20 protein-coding genes are annotated in these 18,348 nt (G+C 45.0%); 10 read left to right on the forward strand and 10 right to left on the reverse strand.

From position 1 onward, the window contains the following. Positions 1-132: 132 nt before the first annotated feature. From gshA to luxS, 3 genes are all read left to right on the forward strand, one after another. Positions 133-1,701 carry a glutamate--cysteine ligase gene (gene gshA / locus AK965_RS11890; RefSeq protein ID WP_099079823.1) on the forward strand — a complete coding sequence of 523 codons (1,569 nt, stop codon included), beginning with the start codon at positions 133-135 and terminating at the stop codon, positions 1,699-1,701. A gap of 44 nt (positions 1,702-1,745) precedes the next feature. Further along, entirely contained in the window at positions 1,746-2,351 is a 606-nt protein-coding gene (locus AK965_RS11895) for a hypothetical protein (RefSeq protein WP_099079824.1), read from the forward strand. 86 nt (positions 2,352-2,437) lie between these two features. Continuing rightward, on the forward strand, positions 2,438-2,956 hold the full coding sequence (gene luxS / locus AK965_RS11900; protein WP_099079825.1) for an S-ribosylhomocysteine lyase: 519 nt from the start codon (positions 2,438-2,440) through the stop codon (positions 2,954-2,956). Between the two features lie 69 nt (positions 2,957-3,025). Here luxS and AK965_RS11905 read toward each other — a convergent pair whose 3' ends face one another. Together AK965_RS11905 and AK965_RS11910 are read right to left on the reverse strand one after the other, a co-directional pair. Continuing rightward, the gene (locus AK965_RS11905) at positions 3,026-4,300 is read right to left on the reverse strand and encodes an HlyC/CorC family transporter (protein ID WP_099079826.1); all 1,275 of its coding nucleotides are present in this window, start codon (positions 4,298-4,300) and stop codon (positions 3,026-3,028) included. Between the two features lie 137 nt (positions 4,301-4,437). Further along, positions 4,438-5,232: an inner membrane protein YpjD gene (locus AK965_RS11910; protein ID WP_099079901.1), complete on the reverse strand. Its 795-nt coding sequence runs from the start codon at positions 5,230-5,232 to the stop codon at positions 4,438-4,440. Positions 5,233-5,445: 213 nt separating this feature from the next. On the opposite strand from AK965_RS11910, the gene ffh reads away from it, so the two are divergent. The 5 genes from ffh to rplS all read left to right on the forward strand — a co-directional run bounded on the left by ffh (position 5,446) and on the right by rplS (position 9,032). Next, a complete protein-coding gene (ffh, locus tag AK965_RS11915; protein WP_099079827.1) occupies positions 5,446-6,831 on the forward strand; it encodes a signal recognition particle protein in 1,386 nt (461 codons plus the stop codon). 209 nt (positions 6,832-7,040) lie between these two features. Next, a complete protein-coding gene (rpsP, locus tag AK965_RS11920; RefSeq protein WP_004410028.1) occupies positions 7,041-7,289 on the forward strand; it encodes a 30S ribosomal protein S16 in 249 nt (82 codons plus the stop codon). Between the two features lie 27 nt (positions 7,290-7,316). Continuing rightward, positions 7,317-7,865: a ribosome maturation factor RimM gene (gene rimM, locus AK965_RS11925; protein WP_099079828.1), complete on the forward strand. Its 549-nt coding sequence runs from the start codon at positions 7,317-7,319 to the stop codon at positions 7,863-7,865. A 28-nt stretch (positions 7,866-7,893) separates the two neighbouring features. Then, on the forward strand, positions 7,894-8,637 hold the full coding sequence (gene trmD, locus AK965_RS11930) for a tRNA (guanosine(37)-N1)-methyltransferase TrmD (protein WP_099079829.1): 744 nt from the start codon (positions 7,894-7,896) through the stop codon (positions 8,635-8,637). Positions 8,638-8,678: 41 nt separating this feature from the next. Continuing rightward, positions 8,679-9,032, forward strand: coding sequence for a 50S ribosomal protein L19 (gene rplS / locus AK965_RS11935; RefSeq protein WP_099079830.1), 354 nt, complete (start codon positions 8,679-8,681; stop codon positions 9,030-9,032). A gap of 376 nt (positions 9,033-9,408) precedes the next feature. Here the strand turns inward: rplS and yacG are convergent, their stop codons facing one another. From yacG to nadC, 8 genes are all read right to left on the reverse strand, one after another. Further along, positions 9,409-9,603: a DNA gyrase inhibitor YacG gene (gene yacG, locus AK965_RS11940; protein WP_099079831.1), complete on the reverse strand. Its 195-nt coding sequence runs from the start codon at positions 9,601-9,603 to the stop codon at positions 9,409-9,411. 62 nt (positions 9,604-9,665) lie between these two features. Continuing rightward, entirely contained in the window at positions 9,666-10,406 is a 741-nt protein-coding gene (gene zapD, locus AK965_RS11945) for a cell division protein ZapD (protein ID WP_099079832.1), read from the reverse strand. A 27-nt stretch (positions 10,407-10,433) separates the two neighbouring features. After that, positions 10,434-11,048: a dephospho-CoA kinase gene (gene coaE / locus AK965_RS11950; protein ID WP_099079833.1), complete on the reverse strand. Its 615-nt coding sequence runs from the start codon at positions 11,046-11,048 to the stop codon at positions 10,434-10,436. Continuing rightward, complete coding sequence (locus AK965_RS11955) at positions 11,049-11,918, reverse strand: A24 family peptidase (protein ID WP_099079834.1); 870 nt, start codon at positions 11,916-11,918, stop codon at positions 11,049-11,051. Between the two features lie 71 nt (positions 11,919-11,989). Continuing rightward, positions 11,990-13,213: a type II secretion system F family protein gene (locus AK965_RS11960; protein WP_099079835.1), complete on the reverse strand. Its 1,224-nt coding sequence runs from the start codon at positions 13,211-13,213 to the stop codon at positions 11,990-11,992. 33 nt (positions 13,214-13,246) lie between these two features. Then, complete coding sequence (gene pilB, locus AK965_RS11965; RefSeq protein WP_099079836.1) at positions 13,247-14,932, reverse strand: type IV-A pilus assembly ATPase PilB; 1,686 nt, start codon at positions 14,930-14,932, stop codon at positions 13,247-13,249. Between the two features lie 4 nt (positions 14,933-14,936). After that, the gene (locus tag AK965_RS11970; RefSeq protein WP_099079837.1) at positions 14,937-15,362 is read right to left on the reverse strand and encodes a pilin; all 426 of its coding nucleotides are present in this window, start codon (positions 15,360-15,362) and stop codon (positions 14,937-14,939) included. Positions 15,363-15,613: 251 nt separating this feature from the next. Further along, positions 15,614-16,501 carry a carboxylating nicotinate-nucleotide diphosphorylase gene (nadC, locus tag AK965_RS11975; protein WP_099079838.1) on the reverse strand — a complete coding sequence of 296 codons (888 nt, stop codon included), beginning with the start codon at positions 16,499-16,501 and terminating at the stop codon, positions 15,614-15,616. A gap of 92 nt (positions 16,502-16,593) precedes the next feature. Here nadC and ampD point away from each other — a divergent pair, with 92 nt between their 5' ends. Both ampD and pdhR read left to right on the forward strand, forming a co-directional pair. Continuing rightward, a complete protein-coding gene (gene ampD, locus AK965_RS11980) occupies positions 16,594-17,151 on the forward strand; it encodes a 1,6-anhydro-N-acetylmuramyl-L-alanine amidase AmpD (RefSeq protein WP_099079839.1) in 558 nt (185 codons plus the stop codon). Positions 17,152-17,548: 397 nt separating this feature from the next. Further along, positions 17,549-18,316 carry a pyruvate dehydrogenase complex transcriptional repressor PdhR gene (pdhR, locus tag AK965_RS11985; RefSeq protein WP_099079840.1) on the forward strand — a complete coding sequence of 256 codons (768 nt, stop codon included), beginning with the start codon at positions 17,549-17,551 and terminating at the stop codon, positions 18,314-18,316. Positions 18,317-18,348 lie beyond the last annotated feature (32 nt).

Raw genomic sequence — 18,348 nt, forward strand, 5'->3', positions numbered from 1 at the left:
CCGCTATTCGTTTCTAACTAGATAAATGACTTTTTGATGGGTTATTTATCTAGATGGATTATATATCAATAATTTAGCTTTCACTTACTCGTCTTGGTAAGTGACCTGCTCCCAATATAAGCGAACCTCATTTTGACTGATTTTGCTGCGCGACTAAAACAAGTTGCATCAAACCCAGAAGTATTTACGCAGTTTGGACGTGGTGTTGAGCGAGAAACTTTGCGTTATCGTCAGGATGGACGCCTTGCAACCACTCCTCACCCAGAGGGCTTGGGCTCAGCATTCACAAACAAGTGGATCACCACAGACTTTTCTGAATCTCTGTTGGAGTTTATTACTCCAGTTTCCCATGAGGTTTCTGAATTGATGGGGCAGTTGAAAGACATTCACCACTTTACACAAACCAAAATGGGTGAAGAGAAAATGTGGCCACTTTCAATGCCATGTTACGTAGGCAGTGAAGATGACATTCAATTGGCTCAGTATGGTTCATCCAATGCAGCAAAAATGAAAACGCTTTACCGTGAAGGCCTGAAGCGCCGTTACGGCAGTTTAATGCAGATTATTTCTGGCGTGCATTTTAATTTTTCATTCCCGGAATCATTCTGGGATGCGCTGTATGGCGAACAAGATGAGCAGGCGCGTCAAAACACCAAATCCGCGGCTTACTTTGCTCTGATCCGTAACTACTATCGCTTTGGTTGGATGATCCCTTATTTCTTTGGTGCTTCTCCTGCCTTATGTGGCTCTTTTATCCAAGGTCGTGAAACCGATCTGCCATTTGAGAAAATTGGTGGCACGTTATTCTTGCCAAAAGCGACATCGCTACGCCTAAGTGATCTCGGTTACACCAACAGCGCGCAAAGTGTACTTAAGATTGGCTTTAACAGCATTGAACAGTATCTTGATGGTTTGAGTGATGCGATTCGTCATCCATCAGAAGAGTTTGCTCAGATTGGCGTGAAGGTCGATGGCGAATATCGTCAGCTGAACTCGAATATTCTGCAGATTGAAAATGAACTTTATGCCCCAATTCGTCCTAAACGAGTGACGAAGAGCGGTGAGAAACCATCAGAAGCACTTAATCGTGCCGGTGTAGAGTACATTGAAGTTCGTTCGCTGGATGTAAACCCATTTAGCGCGGTAGGGGTAAGTGAAGAGCAAGTTCGCTTCCTCGACCTATTCCTCACTTGGGCGGCGCTTTCTGATTCTGAACCGATGGACAATTGCGAGCTTGCATGCTGGCGTGACAACTGGAACAAGGTGATTGTTTCTGGTCGTGAAAAAGGGCTGATGTTACAAATTGGCTGCCAAGGTGAGCGTTTATCTCTACAAGACTGGGCTCATCGTGTATTCGCTGAACTTCGTCAAATCGCGTTTGAAATGGACACGGTTGTGGGTGGCAATGCTTATCAAGCGGTATGTGATAAGTTAGAAGAATGGATTGATGATCCAGAGTTGACGATTTCAGGTCAGCTGCTTGAACTGACCAAAGAGCACGGTGGATTAGGCAAAGTGGGCTGTGCATTAGGCATGAAGTTCCGTGAAGAAAATCTTGCTCATCGTTACGAGCAGTACTCAGAAACTATTATGGAAACGGAAGTGACCACTTCAGTTGGGAAACAACAACAAGCAGAGCAAAGCGACACCTTGTCGTTTGATGACTTTTTAGAAGACTACTTTGCTTATCTAAAACAATAATACCAATGCTTATCTAAATAAGCATAAAGTAGTAAGGGCAGGGATTGAACATTAAGCCATTAGTGGTCTCGGTGTTCGGGAGTGTATTGTTAGCCGGTTGTGCGACTGCGCCCCCAAAGCAGCAAGATAACCTATGTGAAATTTTCCGAGAAAAATCTGGTTGGTATGAAGATGCCAAGGACATGGAAGAGGAATGGGGGACGCCAATCAATGTCGCGATGGCTATTATTAAGCAAGAAAGTAGTTTTCGTCATGATGCAAAGCCTCCGAAAAATTATATTCTAGGCTTTATTCCATGGGGACGAGTGAGCAGTGCTTACGGTTATGCTCAAGCCCAGGACCCTGCCTGGAAAGATTTTCAGAAAGCAACGGGACAAGGTGGGTCACGTACTAGCTTTGATGACTCAATGATGTTTGTTGGTTGGTACACTCATGAGACTCGTCGACAATTAGGCACCTCATTATGGGATCCATATAACCAATATCTTGCTTACCATGAGGGGCGTGGTGGTTATAAGCGAGGTACTTATAAGAGTAAGCCGAACTTGATTAAGGTCGCAAGACGCGTCGAGCAAACAGCTAAAACGTATGGCTGGCAGCTGAAGCAATGTCGTCAGGAACTGGAAGACAACAGCGGCTGGTTCTTTTAGTCCCCGAATGATTGTCTTTTTGGGGGAATAAATAGAAATCAATACCAATACCTTCGGTGTTGGTGGTTACAATCAGGAGAGATGTAATGCCTTTATTAGATAGCTTTACCGTTGATCACACTCGCATGCATGCGCCAGCGGTGCGCGTGGCAAAAACTATGCAGACCCCGAAAGGGGATACCATCACGGTATTCGACTTACGTTTTACTGCACCCAACAAAGATATTCTTTCTGAGCGAGGCATTCATACGCTTGAGCATCTATATGCGGGCTTTATGCGTAACCATCTCAATGGTGACAGTGTTGAAATCATCGATATCTCACCAATGGGTTGCCGCACTGGCTTCTACATGAGCTTGATTGGTACGCCTTCAGAGCAGCAAGTAGCAGACGCTTGGATTGCTTCTATGGAAGACGTATTGAAGGTGGAAAGCCAAAATAAGATCCCAGAGCTGAACGAATACCAATGTGGCACGGCAGCAATGCACTCACTAGGAGAAGCGCAGCAAATTGCGAAAAATATTCTCGATGCTGGTGTGTCTGTAAATAAGAATGATGAGTTGGCACTGCCAGAGTCCATGCTAAAAGAACTACGCATCGACTAACCATAAGCATTCTAATGAACAAGAGCCTGATGATATCAGGCTCTTTTTTTGTTCACAGGAATAGGAACATCAGCTGCTCTTTTTTAGCTTCGGGTACACTTTCACAAGTTTGATGCGATTCTCTTCAATGTTGACGATTTCCATCGGGTGCCCAGCAACTTGAACGCTGAGGTGACTTTCTGGGATGTCTTCTAAATGTTCAAGAATAAGGCCATTTAGCGTCCTTGGGCCATCGGTCGGTAATTTCCACTTCAAACCTTTATTGATATCTCGAATGTTGGTGCTGCCTTCAATTAGAAAACTGCCGTCACCTTGGGGGGTGATTTCATCCGATAAGCTAGGTGAAATAGAGGTCGTAAACTCGCCAATAATTTCTTCCAAGATATCTTCTAGCGTCACTAGACCGTTAATGTCGCCGTATTCATCGACAATTAAGCCAATACGTTGCTTGTTGCGTTGAAACTTCAACATTTGCACATTGAGCGGCGTGCCTTCTGGAATGTAGTACACCTCATCGGCTGCGCGTAGCAGGGTCTCTTTGTTGAATTCGTTCTTCTCCAGCATCAAGCGGTATGCTTCACGCAAACGCAGCATGCCAACGACTTCATCGATTTGATCGCGGTAGAGCACAATTCGGCCATGGGGCGAGTGAGTGAGTTGGCGAACAATGGACTTCCAGTCGTCATTGATGTCGATACCGGTAATTTCGTTACGCGGCACCATGATGTCATTAACCGTGACGTGTTCAAGATCGAGGATGGAGACCAGCATGTCTTGGTGACGGCGAGGGATTAGCCCTCCTGCTTCATTCACTACCGTGCGCAGCTCTTCTGAGCTGAGGTGATCTTCTGTCGAGTGGTCCGCTTTGACGCCAAGCAGGCGAATAAAGCCATTGGTAATAAAGTTGACTAACAATACCAACGGAGATAGAAGCTTCATTAAAATCGTCAGGAGAATACTGCTCGCGTACGATACGCGCTCTGGATACAGTGAGGCGATGGTTTTTGGTGTCACCTCTGCGAAGACGAGAATCACCATGGTGAGTGCACCAGTGGCAATCGCGACACCCAAATCACCATACATGCGCATACCAAGAATGGTGGCAATGGCAGACGCAAGAATATTGACGAGGTTATTGCCGATCAGAATAAGACCAATCAAGCGATCAGGGCGATCGAGCAGCCTTTCGACTCGCTTCGCTCCCTTATGCCCATTATTGGCTAAGTGTTTTAAGCGGTAACGGTTCAAAGACATCATCCCTGTTTCTGAACCGGAGAAGTAACCTGATATGACGATCAGACACGCGAGTAGCGCAAATAATATACCCGTAGATATGTCGTCCAAAACGTTGCTGTTCCTTGTCGATGTTTGGTGTATTTATGGCCAAGCATGGCCTTGAAATCAATCTACTAAGGGGTACTCTATTTTATTTATCTCGATAGATAAAGAATAAGGAACCATTGGTTCCTTATTTCATTGAATTAATTAAGAATGATCTCTTGAACAAATCGGCTGCCAAAGTAGGCCAGAGTCAAAAGAGTCGCACCTGCAACGGCAAACCAAGTGACTTTTTGGCCGCGCCAGCCTTTATGGTAGTGACCCCACAGTAGGACGGAGTAAATCACCCAAGCAATGAAAGAAAGAATGCCCTTATGCGCTTTTCCTTGTGCAAACATGTCATGCACAAAAGCAAAGCCAGTGATGAGCGTACCCGTTAACAATAAGTTACCAATTAAGATGATTTTGAACAGTTGACGTTCCACCATCATTAATGGTGGCAAATTGGGGTTAATCACTAATGCTTTCTTTGTTTTAAGCTTATGATCAAGCCAGGCGAGTTGCAGGGCGTACAAGGCGCCAATGGTCAATGTCGCATAAGAAAACAGTGCGAAAGAAATATGAATGAGTAGTTTAGGGTCGTTTTCTAAATGCTTGATGAAGGTGCTAGGCAAGAATGTGGCAGCAGATAAGTTGATCGCAGCAAAGCTGTACACGACGGGCAGTAAAAACCACAAACGATTCTTCAACATCGCCACACTCATGACTAAAGAGATAATAAAGCTAATAAGTGAGGCGACATTTAAAATGCTGAGGTTTTGCCCTGAGGCGTTGAAAATCAGATCGCTCAGTATCCAAGCATGGAAAACAAGTGCACAGGCTGCGCTGGCAAATACGGTTTTTGCTTTGATTCCTGACTGCTGAGAGAGTCCGGGTATGATAGTCGCAATCGCCAAAACATAAAGAATGGCTGCCGCGATGGCAATTAAGCTATCCATGAATTCTATAGGTTGTTGTGCAATTTGGTGAAAATTATACCTTGCATTGCGCTTTGGGGCTACGGTAGATACCTCAACAATCATGTGAGATGAGATGTTGAAATTCACAACGTTGTCCACGATATAGGAATAGAGAGGCAGTACGGGTATGACTGTGACGTTGGCTAAGGTATACTCACCCTAATTAATCGCCATTTTAGCGAAGAGACAAAAATGTTTGAGAATTTAACGGATCGATTATCCAAAACGCTGAAGAATATCAGTGGCAAAGGTCGTCTGACTGAAGACAACATTAAAGAAACCCTACGTGAAGTACGCATGGCGCTACTGGAAGCGGACGTTGCGCTTCCTGTAGTCCGTGAGTTTGTTAACCGTGTAAAAGAAAAAGCAGTCGGTGTAGAAGTTTCTAAATCACTGACCCCGGGTCAGGAGTTCATCAAGATCGTTCAAACTGAACTTGAATCGGTCATGGGTGAGTCTAACGAAGCTTTGAACCTAGCGGCACAACCGCCTGCTGTGCTTTTGATGGCGGGTCTACAAGGTGCGGGTAAAACCACGTCGGTAGGTAAACTGTCTAAGCTTTTAAAAGAGCGTGACAAGAAGAAAGTCTTGGTTGTTTCTGCCGACGTTTACCGCCCTGCGGCGATCAAACAGCTAGAAACGTTAGCATCAGACATTGGTGTCGACTTCTTCCCATCTTCAGCGGATCAAAAACCGATTGATATCGCGAACGCAGCGATTGACCATGCGAAGAAGAAATTCTACGACGTTCTGATTGTCGATACTGCAGGTCGTTTGGCGATTGATGAAGAGATGATGGGTGAGATCAAAGATCTCCACTCGGCTATCAACCCAGTTGAAACGTTATTCGTGGTTGATGCAATGACGGGTCAAGATGCGGCGAACACAGCGAAAGCTTTTGGTGATGCACTACCGCTAACAGGTGTTATCCTAACCAAGGTTGACGGTGATGCGCGTGGTGGTGCAGCATTATCGGTTCGTCACATCACAGGTAAACCAATTAAATTCTTGGGTGTCGGTGAGAAAACTGACGCGCTAGAGCCATTCCATCCAGATCGTGTAGCATCACGTATTCTTGGTATGGGTGACGTACTGTCGCTGATTGAAGACCTACAACGCAACGTTGACCAAGAAAAAGCAGAAAAGCTAGCCAAGAAGTTCAAAGAGAAAAAAGGCTTCGACTTAGAAGACTTCCGTGAACAGTTAGGTCAAATGACCAACATGGGCGGCATGATGGGCATACTAGATAAGCTTCCAGGCATGTCTCAATTGCCGTCAGATGTGAAAGATAAAGTTGATGATAAGATGTTCAAACAGATGGAAGCTATCATCAGCTCAATGACGATGAAAGAGCGTCAGCGTCCAGAAATCATTAAAGGTTCGCGTAAGAAGCGTATCGCTGCGGGGTCAGGTGTCCAGGTTCAAGACGTTAACCGTCTATTGAAGCAGTTCACCCAGATGCAGAAGATGATGAAGAAAATGCAAAAGGGCGGCATGAAAGGCATGATGCGCAACATGCAAGGCATGATGGGCGGCGGTATGGGTGGAGGCGGCGGCTTCAACCCATTTGGTCGTTAATCGATTGCCTACACTTTAGTTTCAGGGTGTTAGCTGCATCACAAACTTAAATTTTAATTTATGTTGGTGAAAAAGTAGCTAAACCCCTTGCATTGAACCGGGATAAGAGTAAAATTCCGGAGCTTTATTTTGGCACGAGACCCCAGGCTATTTAATTTATAAATGGTTTTTGGGGTTAATTTTATTTTTGAGAAAGCAAAGAGGACGACATGGTAACCATTCGTTTGGCACGTCACGGCGCTAAAAAGCGTCCATTTTATCAAATCGTAGTTGCGGATAGCCGTAACGCTGCAACTGGCCGTTTCATCGAGAAAGTTGGTTTCTTTAACCCAACTGCACAAGGTCAAGAAGAAGGTCTACGTCTAGACCTAGACCGCGTTAACCATTGGGTTGGTCAAGGCGCGTCTCTATCTGACCGCGTTGCTAAGCTAGTTAAAGACGCTCAAAAAGCGGCTTAATTCTTTTTAAGAAGTAGAAATTAGCTTATGTCGATGAAAGGTAAAGAAACGATGAGCGACAATAGAATTGTTGTAGGCAAGTTTGGTGCTACTTACGGCATTCGTGGTTGGCTCAAGGTTTTTTCCTACACAGACAATGCTGAAAGCATTTTTGATTACAGCCCTTGGTTTGTTAACCAAAAGGGTTCGTGGGTTGAGTACAAAGTAGAAAGCTGGAAGCGCCATGGTCAAGGCTATGTATGCAAGCTAGCAGGATTAGATGTTCGTGAAGACGCGCAACTGATGACGAACTTTGAAATTGCGATAGACCCTGCGGTACTGCCTGAATTGTCAGAAGATGAGTTCTACTGGCGTGAATTGTTTGGGATGCAAGTGGTAACCACGAAAGGTTACGATCTGGGTGTCGTTACTGACATTCTAGAAACTGGCTCAAACGATGTTCTAGTGGTTAAAGCAAATCTAAAAGATGCTTTTGGGCAGAAGGAACGATTAATTCCGTTCCTTGAAGAGCAAGTGATCATTAAAGTGGATCGCGAAGCTCAACGGATCGAAGTTGACTGGGATCCTGGATTCTAATCTCCAAAATTACAGAGCGAGAGAACACATGTGGGTTGGCATAATTAGCCTTTTTCCTGAAATGTTCCGTTCTGTTACTGATTTTGGGGTAACAGGTCAAGCGGTTAAAAAAGGTCTTTTGTCTATTGAGACTTGGAATCCTCGTGATTTCACTCATGACAAACATCGCACTGTCGATGACCGACCTTACGGTGGTGGTCCTGGTATGTTGATGATGGTACAGCCTTTGCGCGATGCCATTCATACCGCGAAAGCAGCCTCACCGGGTAAGACGAAAGTTATTTACCTTTCTCCTCAAGGTCGAAAACTCGACCAGAAAGGGGTTGAAGAACTGGCAACAAATGAGAATTTGCTTCTTATTTGTGGCCGTTACGAAGGGGTAGATGAGCGTATCATTCAATCTGAAGTTGACGAAGAATGGTCAATTGGGGATTTTGTGATGACGGGTGGTGAAATTCCAGCCATGACGTTAATTGATTCTGTCTCTCGGTTTATTCCGGGGGTGTTAGGGGATTTTGCGTCAGCAGAAGAAGATTCTTTTGCGAATGGTTTGTTAGATTGCCCTCACTATACGCGCCCTGAAATGTTGGATGACAAAGCAGTGCCTTCGGTACTGATGTCAGGCAACCATAAGGACATTCGTCGTTGGCGACTAAAACAGTCGCTTGGCCGTACCTGGATAAGAAGACCAGAGCTCCTGGAAAACCTAGCTCTGACTGACGAACAGGAACAATTACTTGCTGAGTTCATCACTGAACATAACGCAAAGTAACCTAATTTATTTAGTATCAGTTTATTCTAGGAATTTAGAAAATGAGTAACATCATCAAAGCTCTTGAAGAAGAGCAAATGAAGCAAGGCCTACCTAAATTTGCACCAGGTGACACTGTTGTTGTACAAGTTAAGGTAAAAGAAGGTGAACGTGAGCGTCTACAGGCTTTTGAAGGCGTTGTAATTGCAATCCGTAACCGTGGTCTTCACTCTGCTTTCACTGTACGTAAGATCTCTAACGGTGAAGGTGTTGAGCGTGTATTCCAAACTCACTCTCCAGTTGTTGATAGCATCGAAGTTAAACGCCGTGGTGCAGTACGTCGTGCCAAGCTGTACTACCTACGCGACCGTTCTGGTAAGTCTGCTCGTATCAAAGAGAAACTTGCTAAGAAATAATGCTATAACTAGCGTTCTCATAGTAAACGGAGTCCTTTTGGGCTCCGTTTTTTTATGTTTGCTTATAACTGGCTATTTCCCTTTCTACCGTTGTCATCGGTGCTCATTTACTGGCGTAAACTCCGCGCTTCTTTCTGGGTAGAATGAAAAATATCTGCGTTCTTAGCTAAATATATTGCTGATGTATGTGAAACATACAATTTACTTAACGATATGAAATAAAACCTAATTTTAAATGGGAATGCGCTCAAGCAGAGAGTGCTAGAAAAGCGAAAGAGAACGGTTTTCTGACGGGCAATAAAAAAGTTGACGCTTTCACGTCAACTTTCAAATTTTAGAACTGAGAACTGAGAACTGAGAACTGAGAACTGAGAACTTAGTATGGGTCTTCCGACCAACCATCACTGTCAGACATATCCGGCGCACCAGGGATAGTATTCTCTTCATCTGCCCATTCACCAAAGTCGATCATTTGGCACTTTTTGCTACAGAAAGGGCGGAAAGGACTCTGTTCGCCCCATTCAACATCGGTACCACATTGCGGGCATTGAACGATAGTAATTTTAGACATGGTTAAATAGTCCCACGGAGTTGAGGTTAAAAGAAGTATAAAAATAGTAGTGTGAGTTTGGTTTAGCTACAAACAGCGAGCTCAAACTCGACGTCTTGAGTGCATGCCTGTCCGCTTTCAAAGGCGATAAACTTAATGGCAAAACGGTTTTTATGCCCTGAAATCATAGGATATACACCGTATTCCATAGGAATGTGTAAGCGGAGAATATTCGCTTCTTCGGCATCACTTTGATAAAAGCCTGTACGTGCAATCTGATCCTTGAAGTGACCCGTTTCTCGAGTCAGTTTGAGCCAAAGGTTCAGGGCATCAGACAATGGCTTGAGGCTAGCTTGCCATTTGCCCGCGTCATGTTGCTTACGATCAATAGGCAAATGTAACCAGTAATGTAGTGCGGGTAAGTCAAAGCAACATGAGCCACCAGGAAGGTTAAAGCGTTGTCGAATAGAGCTTAAAAAACGGTCTTCCTTCAGTGATTGGCCAAAGCGCTCCGCCGCCATCAATTGGCTATGAATTACATCGATCTCTTTTAAGAGTTCGCTCAGCGCTTGTTGATCAACACCGTCGACATTGAACCAATTGCGATAAGCAAGGCGCTGTTTCTCAAGATCTTTCGCTAGCTCACTTTTTAGTTGGATCTGCTCGAAGATTTCAACCATATCGAACAGTGCTCGAAAGAAAAGCTGGTATTGGTGGTTGTCAGCAAAACCTGAGGCTAAGTGAGCCTGACGCAGCAACGATTCGACTCTCAAATAGATGCGAGTTTTTTCATTTAATGGATGTTCAAATTTGTGCGTGGTCATTAACATCAGCCTTGGTATGTATTAGGTCTATTTTCGCAGATTTTTCTTACACATGGCTAGGTACTTTTGGTGCAAATCTGTGATTTGAAGCAAAAGATCAGGGTCGTGAGGGTTATTTTTAACCACATCATCCGCCAAGGCGAGCCGCTGCTGCCTTGATGCTTGGGACGCCAAGATAGCCTTTGCTTGCTCTTCGCTAACGTTGTCGCGTTTCACTGTTCTGGAGATTTGTGTTTGAGGATCGACATCCACAACAAGAACACGATTACACAAGCTATCAAGTTTGTTTTCTATCAGCAAGGGGACAACCAAAAGGGCGTAATCGGAGGTGACTTGTTGTAAGTCTTCAATCATCTTTTCACGAATCATTGGATGCAATAATGCGTTAAGCCATGTTTTTTCTTCGGGGTAAGAGAAAATCTTTTCTCTTAATTTCGCTCTATCCAAGGTGTTATCTTCATGGACAATATCAGGACCAAAATGTGCAATGATGGCATTCAGTCCGGGCGTTCCCGGATCAACCACTTCACGGGCGACGATGTCAGCATCCACAATGTCAATTTGAAATTGCTGTTTGAATAGGTTTGCCACGGTGGTTTTGCCACTTGCAATACCACCAGTTAGGCCAATCACGAAAGCCATTTACACTCCTAGAATCGATGTGAAGTACCAGTTGAGAATTTGGTTGCCCCAAATAAGGCTCACCCAGCCCGCAATGGCTAAGTAAGGCCCAAACGGGAACGCTTTCTCGATGCCTTGTTTTTGTAAACGTAATTGAATAAGACCGAAAATAACACCAACGACGGATGATAGTAAAATAATCATCGGCAGCGATTGCCAACCGAGCCAAGCACCAAGTGCCGCGAGCAGTTTGAAGTCACCATAGCCCATGCCTTCTTTGCCAGTTAGGAGCTTAAACCCCCAGTAAACACTCCAAAGACATAAGTAACCAGCCATCGCCCCAATGACTGCATCTTGTAAACTCACGGGGCTGATGCCAGTAAGCGCAAGAGCAACACCTGCCCACATCAAGGGTAATGTGAGCTGATCAGGCAGAAGCATGGTATCGAGGTCGATGAATGTGGCGGCAATGAGTACAAAGGTAAAGAAAATCAGCGCCACAGTGAAGTCGCTAAAACCGAAGTGAACGGCGATAAAACCCGAACAAAAGGCGGTGAGTAACTCAATCAGTGGGTATCGAACGCTGATCGATGACTGACAATTGTGACATTTGCCTTTTAGCAGCAGCCAACTAAGCACAGGAATGTTATCTCGAATCCGAATAGGGGTACCACATTGCTGACAAGAAGAGCGCGGTACGCTCAGTGTTAGCACTTCTTTTGGCGGCTCAATATTGTACTCAGGGAAAGACTCTGCGCACTCACGCCGCCATTCTAGCTCCATGATCTTCGGTAATCGATAAATAACAACGTTGAGGAAACTACCGATGATTAAACCAAAAATCGTGGCAAACACGACGAATAGCCAAGGGTAGTACTGGAATACTTCCATATCTGTCTCTTGAGCGTAAATCAAATTAGCAAGGCGCTGTTTTGATGGGATTAATTTGCTTGGATTACATTCTATCCCAATACGCTCATTAAATTAAAGATCGGTAGGTACATTGCGGTGACCAAGCCACCCACGACCACGCCGAGAAAGACGATGATCAATGGCTCTAAAATTTTACTTAAATTGTCGACGGTGTTGTCGACCTCGAACTCATAAATTGTCGCGATTTTATTGAGCATCTCGTCTAGACGTCCGGATTCTTCACCAATCATCACCATTTGCAATACAAGTTCAGGAAAGACGTTGCAGTTTCGCAAAGCAATGTATATGGGCATGCCCGCAGCAGTATCACGGTATACCTCTTCAATAGCGAGTTGGTAATGCATGTTACCGGATGTCTTTGAAGTGGTTTTTAAACTGGTGAGAATTGGAATCCCCGAACTAAAGCTGGTGGCAAGTGTCCGACTGAACTTGGCGATGGCGGCCTTAGAAAGCACAGGGCCAAGAATGGGAAAGCACAAGCTGGCTCTGGCCATTATTAGGCGGAAGCGGTCAGAGCGTTTGGCCATAATACGCGATGAAATCAGTAAGAGTAGGGCCGTTAATCCAATGAAGAGGCCCCAATTTTGTGTCCATGCAGATAAGCTTAATACCATTTGGGTAAAGGCAGGTAAGTCGGTACCAAAGCCGGAAAACATTTTTTCAAATTCCGGAATTACCTTGGTGAGCATAAGGTAGGATACGCCTAACGCGACGAGCACGACCATTGCAGGGTAAATAAGTGCTTTGATCACTTTTGCTCGTAACTGCTCGCTTTTTTCGCGATAAGTCGCGAGGCGCTCAAACACCTGAGCCAAATTACCGGATTGCTCCCCTGTCGCAATCAAGTCGGTATACAGTGGATCAAAATGCACGCTGGCACTGCGTAGCGCTTTTGATAGCGGCGTCCCCGCTTCTACCGCACGAGTGACGTTCATTAAGATTGATTTCATTTCTGCTTTTCGATGGTTTTCTGATACCAACTTGAGCGCTTGGACGATGGGCACTCCAGTGACGAGCATGGTGGCAATTTGGCGCGTAAATACGGTAATGTCTTTGCCTTTAACACGGTGACTTAGCTTTGTTAGTAATGAGATGCTGCTTTTTTTGAGCTTCTTGATTTTGATGTGCTGCGCATCGAGACGCTCTCTGACTTCGAACTCTGTCATCGCAAGCACTTGTCCAGAGGCTTTTTTGCCAGAACTATTGATACCTTTCCAGCGGAAGTTTTTAAGTTGAGGTGCGGTGGTTTTCATAAAATCGATGACAGCCTAATAAAACAAAAAGAACTAAAAATAGAGCACGCGTTGAAGCTCACTAAAACTGGTGATGCCTTGTTTGAGCTTTTCGATGCCAGATGCTTTTAGGGTTTGCATACCATTTGCTATGGCGAGCTGTTCAAGCTCATGTACGGATGCGCCTTTGAGCAGAGCTTGAGACAGGGAGTCATCAAAACGCATCACTTCATAAATACCAGTTCGGCCTGAGTAACCATGGGTGCATTCGTTACAGCCGTCAGGATAGGCCTGAAAGAGATGATCAGTACTGACAATCCCAATGTATTCCAGTTGAGCGTTGGGCTCTTGAGGCTGTTTACAGTGAGGGCACAGCTTTCTCGCTAGACGCTGAGCGATGATCAAGCTAAGCGAAGAGGCGAGATTAAAACGTTCTACCCCCATATTAGAGAGACGAATGACGGTTTCTGCGGCTGAGTTTGTATGCAGAGTGGAAAGCACTAGGTGGCCGGTTTGCGAGGCTTTAATCGCGATCTCTGCGGTATCCAGATCACGTATCTCACCGACCATCACAATATCGGGATCTTGACGCAAGAAAGAGCGCAGCGCCTCTGTAAAACCTAAACCAAACTTGGGTTGCACTTGAACTTGATTGATACCAGGTAAGTTAATCTCAACTGGATCTTCAGCGGTAGAGATGTTGATCTCCGGCTTATTCAGAATGCTCAATCCTGTGTACAGGGAAACGGTCTTGCCGCTCCCCGTTGGGCCTGTCATAAGGATCATGCCTTGTGGACGGCGCAGCGCGTCTAAGTAAAGCTGTTTTTGTTGGTCGTTATAACCTAGCTTGTCGATATCCAGTGAAGCAGAACTGCTGTCAAGCAAACGCAATACAATCTTCTCACCAAACAGAGTCGGTAGTGTGGATACGCGCATATCAATCGCAGTGTCTTGGTTCAGTTTGAGCTTTATTCGCCCATCTTGCGGCAAGCGCCTTTCGGCAATGTCGAGTTTTGATAAAATTTTGATGCGAGCAGAGAGGCGACGGCTTAAATGCGTGGGTGGTTGCTGAATTTCAATTAAAATACCATCGCAGCGCAAGCGCACTCGGTACATGTTTTCGTAAGGCTCAAAGTGGATATCGGAGCCGCCTTTGCGTACTGCATCGAGCAATATTTGGTTGATGTAACGACTGACCGGTGATTCGTCTTGGCTAAGGTCTTCAATGTTATCTATTTCATCGTCACCAATTTCAACTAAGCTCGCCAGTTCATCTTGGTTGATCTCTTTTAAGCCGGATTGCTCTTGTCCAATGGTGCGCCCATACAAGCGCCGGATGGCAGCCGTTAGCTCACGAAAGTCAGCCAGTACCAACTCAACTTGCAATCCGGTCGCGAAACGAAAATCGTCCTCGGCTTGTAAATTGGTTGGGTCTGCGACTGCGAGAATCAATGTGGAAGAGCTACGGTTGAGTGGCAAGGCGTTGTATCGCGTGATCAGATCGCGCAGCCCCAGTTGTTGGCACAGGGAGACGTATTCATATTGATTGAGCGAGGTGCAAGACAAGCCAAAGATGGCACTTAAGTGCTCATTGAGTTCATGAGAATGAAATAACCCAGAACGGAGCAAAGCCTCCGGCATCGAAATGCCAGACGTTTTCACTTGCTCAATTAACGATGCTTCTTGGGCTAAGGTCAGTAACCCAGCTTGACGAAGCACCGTTGAGAGGTTGGTCAGCACTATTTTAGTCACAGATTTTAATGGTTTGTCCTGTAGTGTTATTACAAGACCAGCCTGAGGCACTTCGAGTATATGTGATGTTTGTATTATTGAGTGTTGCGTTAGTGCCAAAGTTAAATGCAACGCTTCCGGCCTCTGAGACGCTTCCATCTTGAGTTAATTCGATTTCACCAAGGGTGTTCATACCAGCTGAGGCTCCAAGATCTGCAAGGTTACCAGTCGCCGGAAATGAGCCATTTTCCTGAATGTACATATCAATATTAGTTAAAAGGGCACGTACTGTGCCCATTCCAGCAGCAGCTTCAGATTTTTTTACATAGTTTTTGTAAGCGGGGATTGCTACCGCTGACAAAACACCAATTACGGCCACCACAATCATCAGTTCAATTAACGTAAAGCCTTGCTGCTTCTTCTGTTTATTCGTTTTCATCATGTTCCCTTAACAATGATTCATACTAATTGAGTTGGAATAAGCGAAGAGTAGGGAGAGTTGAAAACGGAGGAAATGGACTGGGGACTGCCATTCGAGTGAGGTATAAATCTTTAATGTGACGTTGCACATTACATACAAGCTTTTGCGAGTGGGGTTGTTTTAAAAGGATAAAAATAAAGAGCCAAGCGGCTCTTTATTGGGCTTTGATGATATTAACTCTATGAGATTGCAAGAGTTAATTTTGTTGATTACTTGAAACGCATCGACAGGTCCATCGCCTTTAGGTGCTTAGTTAATGCCCCTACCGAGATGTAATCTACACCGGTTTCTGCGTATTCGGCGATGGTGTCTAGGGTGACGTTGCCAGAGTTTTCTAATGCAGCGCGACCAGCGTTCATTTCTACGGCTTCACGCATCATCTCGGTGTTGAAGTTGTCGAGCATGATGATGTCGGCACCCGCTTCGATCGCTTCTTTTAGCTCGTCCAAGCTTTCCGTTTCCACTTCAACCGGTTTACCAGGGTTGAGCTCTTTTGCCGTAGTGATCGCTTGAGTAATGCCACCACAGGCAATGATGTGATTCTCTTTAATCAGGTAGGCATCGAATACGCCGATGCGGTGGTTAAATCCGCCACCACAGGCCACGGCGTACTTTAATGCGCTGCGCAGACCTGGAATCGTTTTACGCGTATCTAATAGGCGACACTCTGTGTGAGCAATTTTTTCTGCGTACTGTGCTGTAATGGTCGCGCAACCCGAAAGGGTCTGGATAAAGTTCATTGCGTTGCGCTCACCCGTTAACAAGTCACGAGCAGGGCCGGTTAACGTACATAGTGTTTGGTTTGGCTCGACGTGATCGCCATCTTTTACATGCCACTCAATCGAGACTTTGCCGCCAAGCTGTTTGAAAACTTCATCCGCCCATGCTTGACCGCAGAACACGCCATGCTCACGAGTAATAATGGTTGCCGTATTGACAGCGTCAGCAGGAATGAGCGATGCGGTGATGTCTTTGTCCGCATCCAACGTGCCACCTAGGTCTTCTTTTAAGGTATCGGCAACGGCTCGAGTGATTTCAAGAGGGAGTTGTTGCTTAAGGTAGGCTAAGCGTTCTTGGCTGTTATGTGTGTTCTTCATCGCAAATCTTGTCTTGAAAGGGAGAGGGCAACGAATGATACTCTCCGGTGTTAATAATTTCAGCAGTTAATTTACAAACTAGTGAGGTTGATATGCATCTACAAATCGAGAATGGCTGGTTGACGAATGCAAAACACGTTCCATCGCCATTTTTTGATGCTCGCACAGATAAAGAAGATATCTCTTTACTGGTGGTGCATAACATTAGTTTACCGCCGGGTCAGTTTGGTGGCCCATATATAGAAGATTTTTTCATGGGGTGTCTTGACCCTAATGCGCATCCTTTTTTTGAAGTGATTCACAAAATGGGCGTTTCGGCACATTGCTTGATTAAGCGTGATGGAGAGATTGTTCAGTTTGTCTCTTTTCTTGATAGAGCGTGGCATGCGGGCCAATCAAGCTTTGCTGGCAGGGAGCGTTGTAATGACTATTCGATTGGTATTGAGTTAGAAGGAACGGAGTTTATCGCCTATACAGAAGAACAATATCAATCACTTACTTGCTTGGCCCACGCGGTGATGCAAACTTACCCTTTAATTACTCCAACAAGGATCACGGGACATCAGTTTATCGCGCCACTGAGAAAAAGTGATCCTGGTCTAAGCTTTGATTGGGTGAAGTTCAGGCATCAAGTCACTAGCAACTTGTAGCGAAAATGTAACTGATGGCCGCGATAATCGATAAGGCATACCGTTGGGTATGCCTTTTTTGGATGTAATAAAAACCATCGTTTGTAAAATAATAACGACACTTATTCTAATTTATGTCGGTTTTGAAGACAGGTTGTGCGGATGGTTTTGTCATTTTTTGTCTTTCTTGATCAAAATAAATAGCACAGATGCATTGTGACTGTTTTGTTTATGTAATTGGTCATACCAATTTTATTGCTGTTTTAATGGGCATTTGTTATCGCTGTGTTTAAAGTCGCCCTGTTCTATGATTTGGGTCAACTTTTGGCTGGACAGTGGCGTTTTAATTATGTTAATTTCTGCACCATCTTAAAATTGGTATGACCAATTACCAGGAAGAGTAGAAGAACAATAAATTATGGCTTATCAAAGGATTCGTCAGCCGAAACTCTCTGATGTTATTGAACAAGAGCTGGAAAGGTTGATAGTGGAAGGAACATTGTCTCCGGGGCAGCAGTTGCCAGCTGAGCGCGAACTGGCGAAACAGTTCGATGTGTCTCGTCCATCCATCCGTGAAGCTATTCAACGCTTAGAAGCAAAGCGTCTGCTGACTCGTCGTCAAGGCGGTGGCACATTCGTTAGCGAAAACATCTGGAAAAGTTTCTCTGATCCTTTGCTTAATTTGTTGTCCTCTCACTCAGAAACTCAGCTTGATTTGCTAGAGTCGCGCCATGCGATGGAAGGCATTTCAGCGTATTTCGCTGCATTGCGTGGTACCGAGGAAGATTTTGCACGAATTCAGGCTTGCCTGAAACAAATCAGTGAAGAGCAGAAGCGAGACAATGTTGAGGCTGAAGCGGCTGCAGTGATGCAGTTTCTTATCGCCTTGACTGAAGCGGCACACAACGTGGTGTTACTTCACATTGTGCGTAGTCTTGCTCCTTTGCTTGAGCAAAATGTTTTACAGAATCTAAAGCTCTTACATCGCCGCATTGAAGTGGTCGATAAAGTAAGTAAACACAGAGCTAATATCGTGGATGCGATTGTTTCTGGACAGCCAGAAAAGGCGCGTGAAATGTCCCATTCGCACTTAGCTTATATTGAAGAAATATTGTTGGATTTGACTCGAGAAGAGTCTCGACGAGAGCGTTCTCTGCGTCGAATTCAGCAAGGTAACGATTCTTAATAAAGAATCGCTTACTTAAATAATCAGATCCA

The sequence above is a fragment of the Vibrio sp. PID17_43 genome, from assembly GCF_002608565.1.
GTDB lineage: Bacteria > Pseudomonadota > Gammaproteobacteria > Enterobacterales > Vibrionaceae > Vibrio.

Coding starts and splice junctions, on each gene's coding strand:
- zapD (WP_099079832.1), bottom strand. CDS start 10,406: ATGACCACGCACAAATTTGAACATCCATTAAATGAAAAAACTCGCATC.
- pdhR (WP_099079840.1), top strand. CDS start 17,549: ATGGCTTATCAAAGGATTCGTCAGCCGAAACTCTCTGATGTTATTGAA.
- yacG (WP_099079831.1), bottom strand. CDS start 9,603: ATGTCTAAAATTACTATCGTTCAATGCCCGCAATGTGGTACCGATGTT.
- coaE (WP_099079833.1), bottom strand. CDS start 11,048: ATGGCTTTCGTGATTGGCCTAACTGGTGGTATTGCAAGTGGCAAAACC.
- trmD (WP_099079829.1), top strand. CDS start 7,894: ATGTGGGTTGGCATAATTAGCCTTTTTCCTGAAATGTTCCGTTCTGTT.
- luxS (WP_099079825.1), top strand. CDS start 2,438: ATGCCTTTATTAGATAGCTTTACCGTTGATCACACTCGCATGCATGCG.
- AK965_RS11960 (WP_099079835.1), bottom strand. CDS start 13,213: ATGAAAACCACCGCACCTCAACTTAAAAACTTCCGCTGGAAAGGTATC.
- AK965_RS11910 (WP_099079901.1), bottom strand. CDS start 5,232: ATGGATAGCTTAATTGCCATCGCGGCAGCCATTCTTTATGTTTTGGCG.
- AK965_RS11970 (WP_099079837.1), bottom strand. CDS start 15,362: ATGAAAACGAATAAACAGAAGAAGCAGCAAGGCTTTACGTTAATTGAA.
- ampD (WP_099079839.1), top strand. CDS start 16,594: ATGCATCTACAAATCGAGAATGGCTGGTTGACGAATGCAAAACACGTT.
- ffh (WP_099079827.1), top strand. CDS start 5,446: ATGTTTGAGAATTTAACGGATCGATTATCCAAAACGCTGAAGAATATC.
- AK965_RS11955 (WP_099079834.1), bottom strand. CDS start 11,918: ATGGAAGTATTCCAGTACTACCCTTGGCTATTCGTCGTGTTTGCCACG.
- rpsP (WP_004410028.1), top strand. CDS start 7,041: ATGGTAACCATTCGTTTGGCACGTCACGGCGCTAAAAAGCGTCCATTT.
- nadC (WP_099079838.1), bottom strand. CDS start 16,501: ATGAAGAACACACATAACAGCCAAGAACGCTTAGCCTACCTTAAGCAA.
- rimM (WP_099079828.1), top strand. CDS start 7,317: ATGTCGATGAAAGGTAAAGAAACGATGAGCGACAATAGAATTGTTGTA.
- rplS (WP_099079830.1), top strand. CDS start 8,679: ATGAGTAACATCATCAAAGCTCTTGAAGAAGAGCAAATGAAGCAAGGC.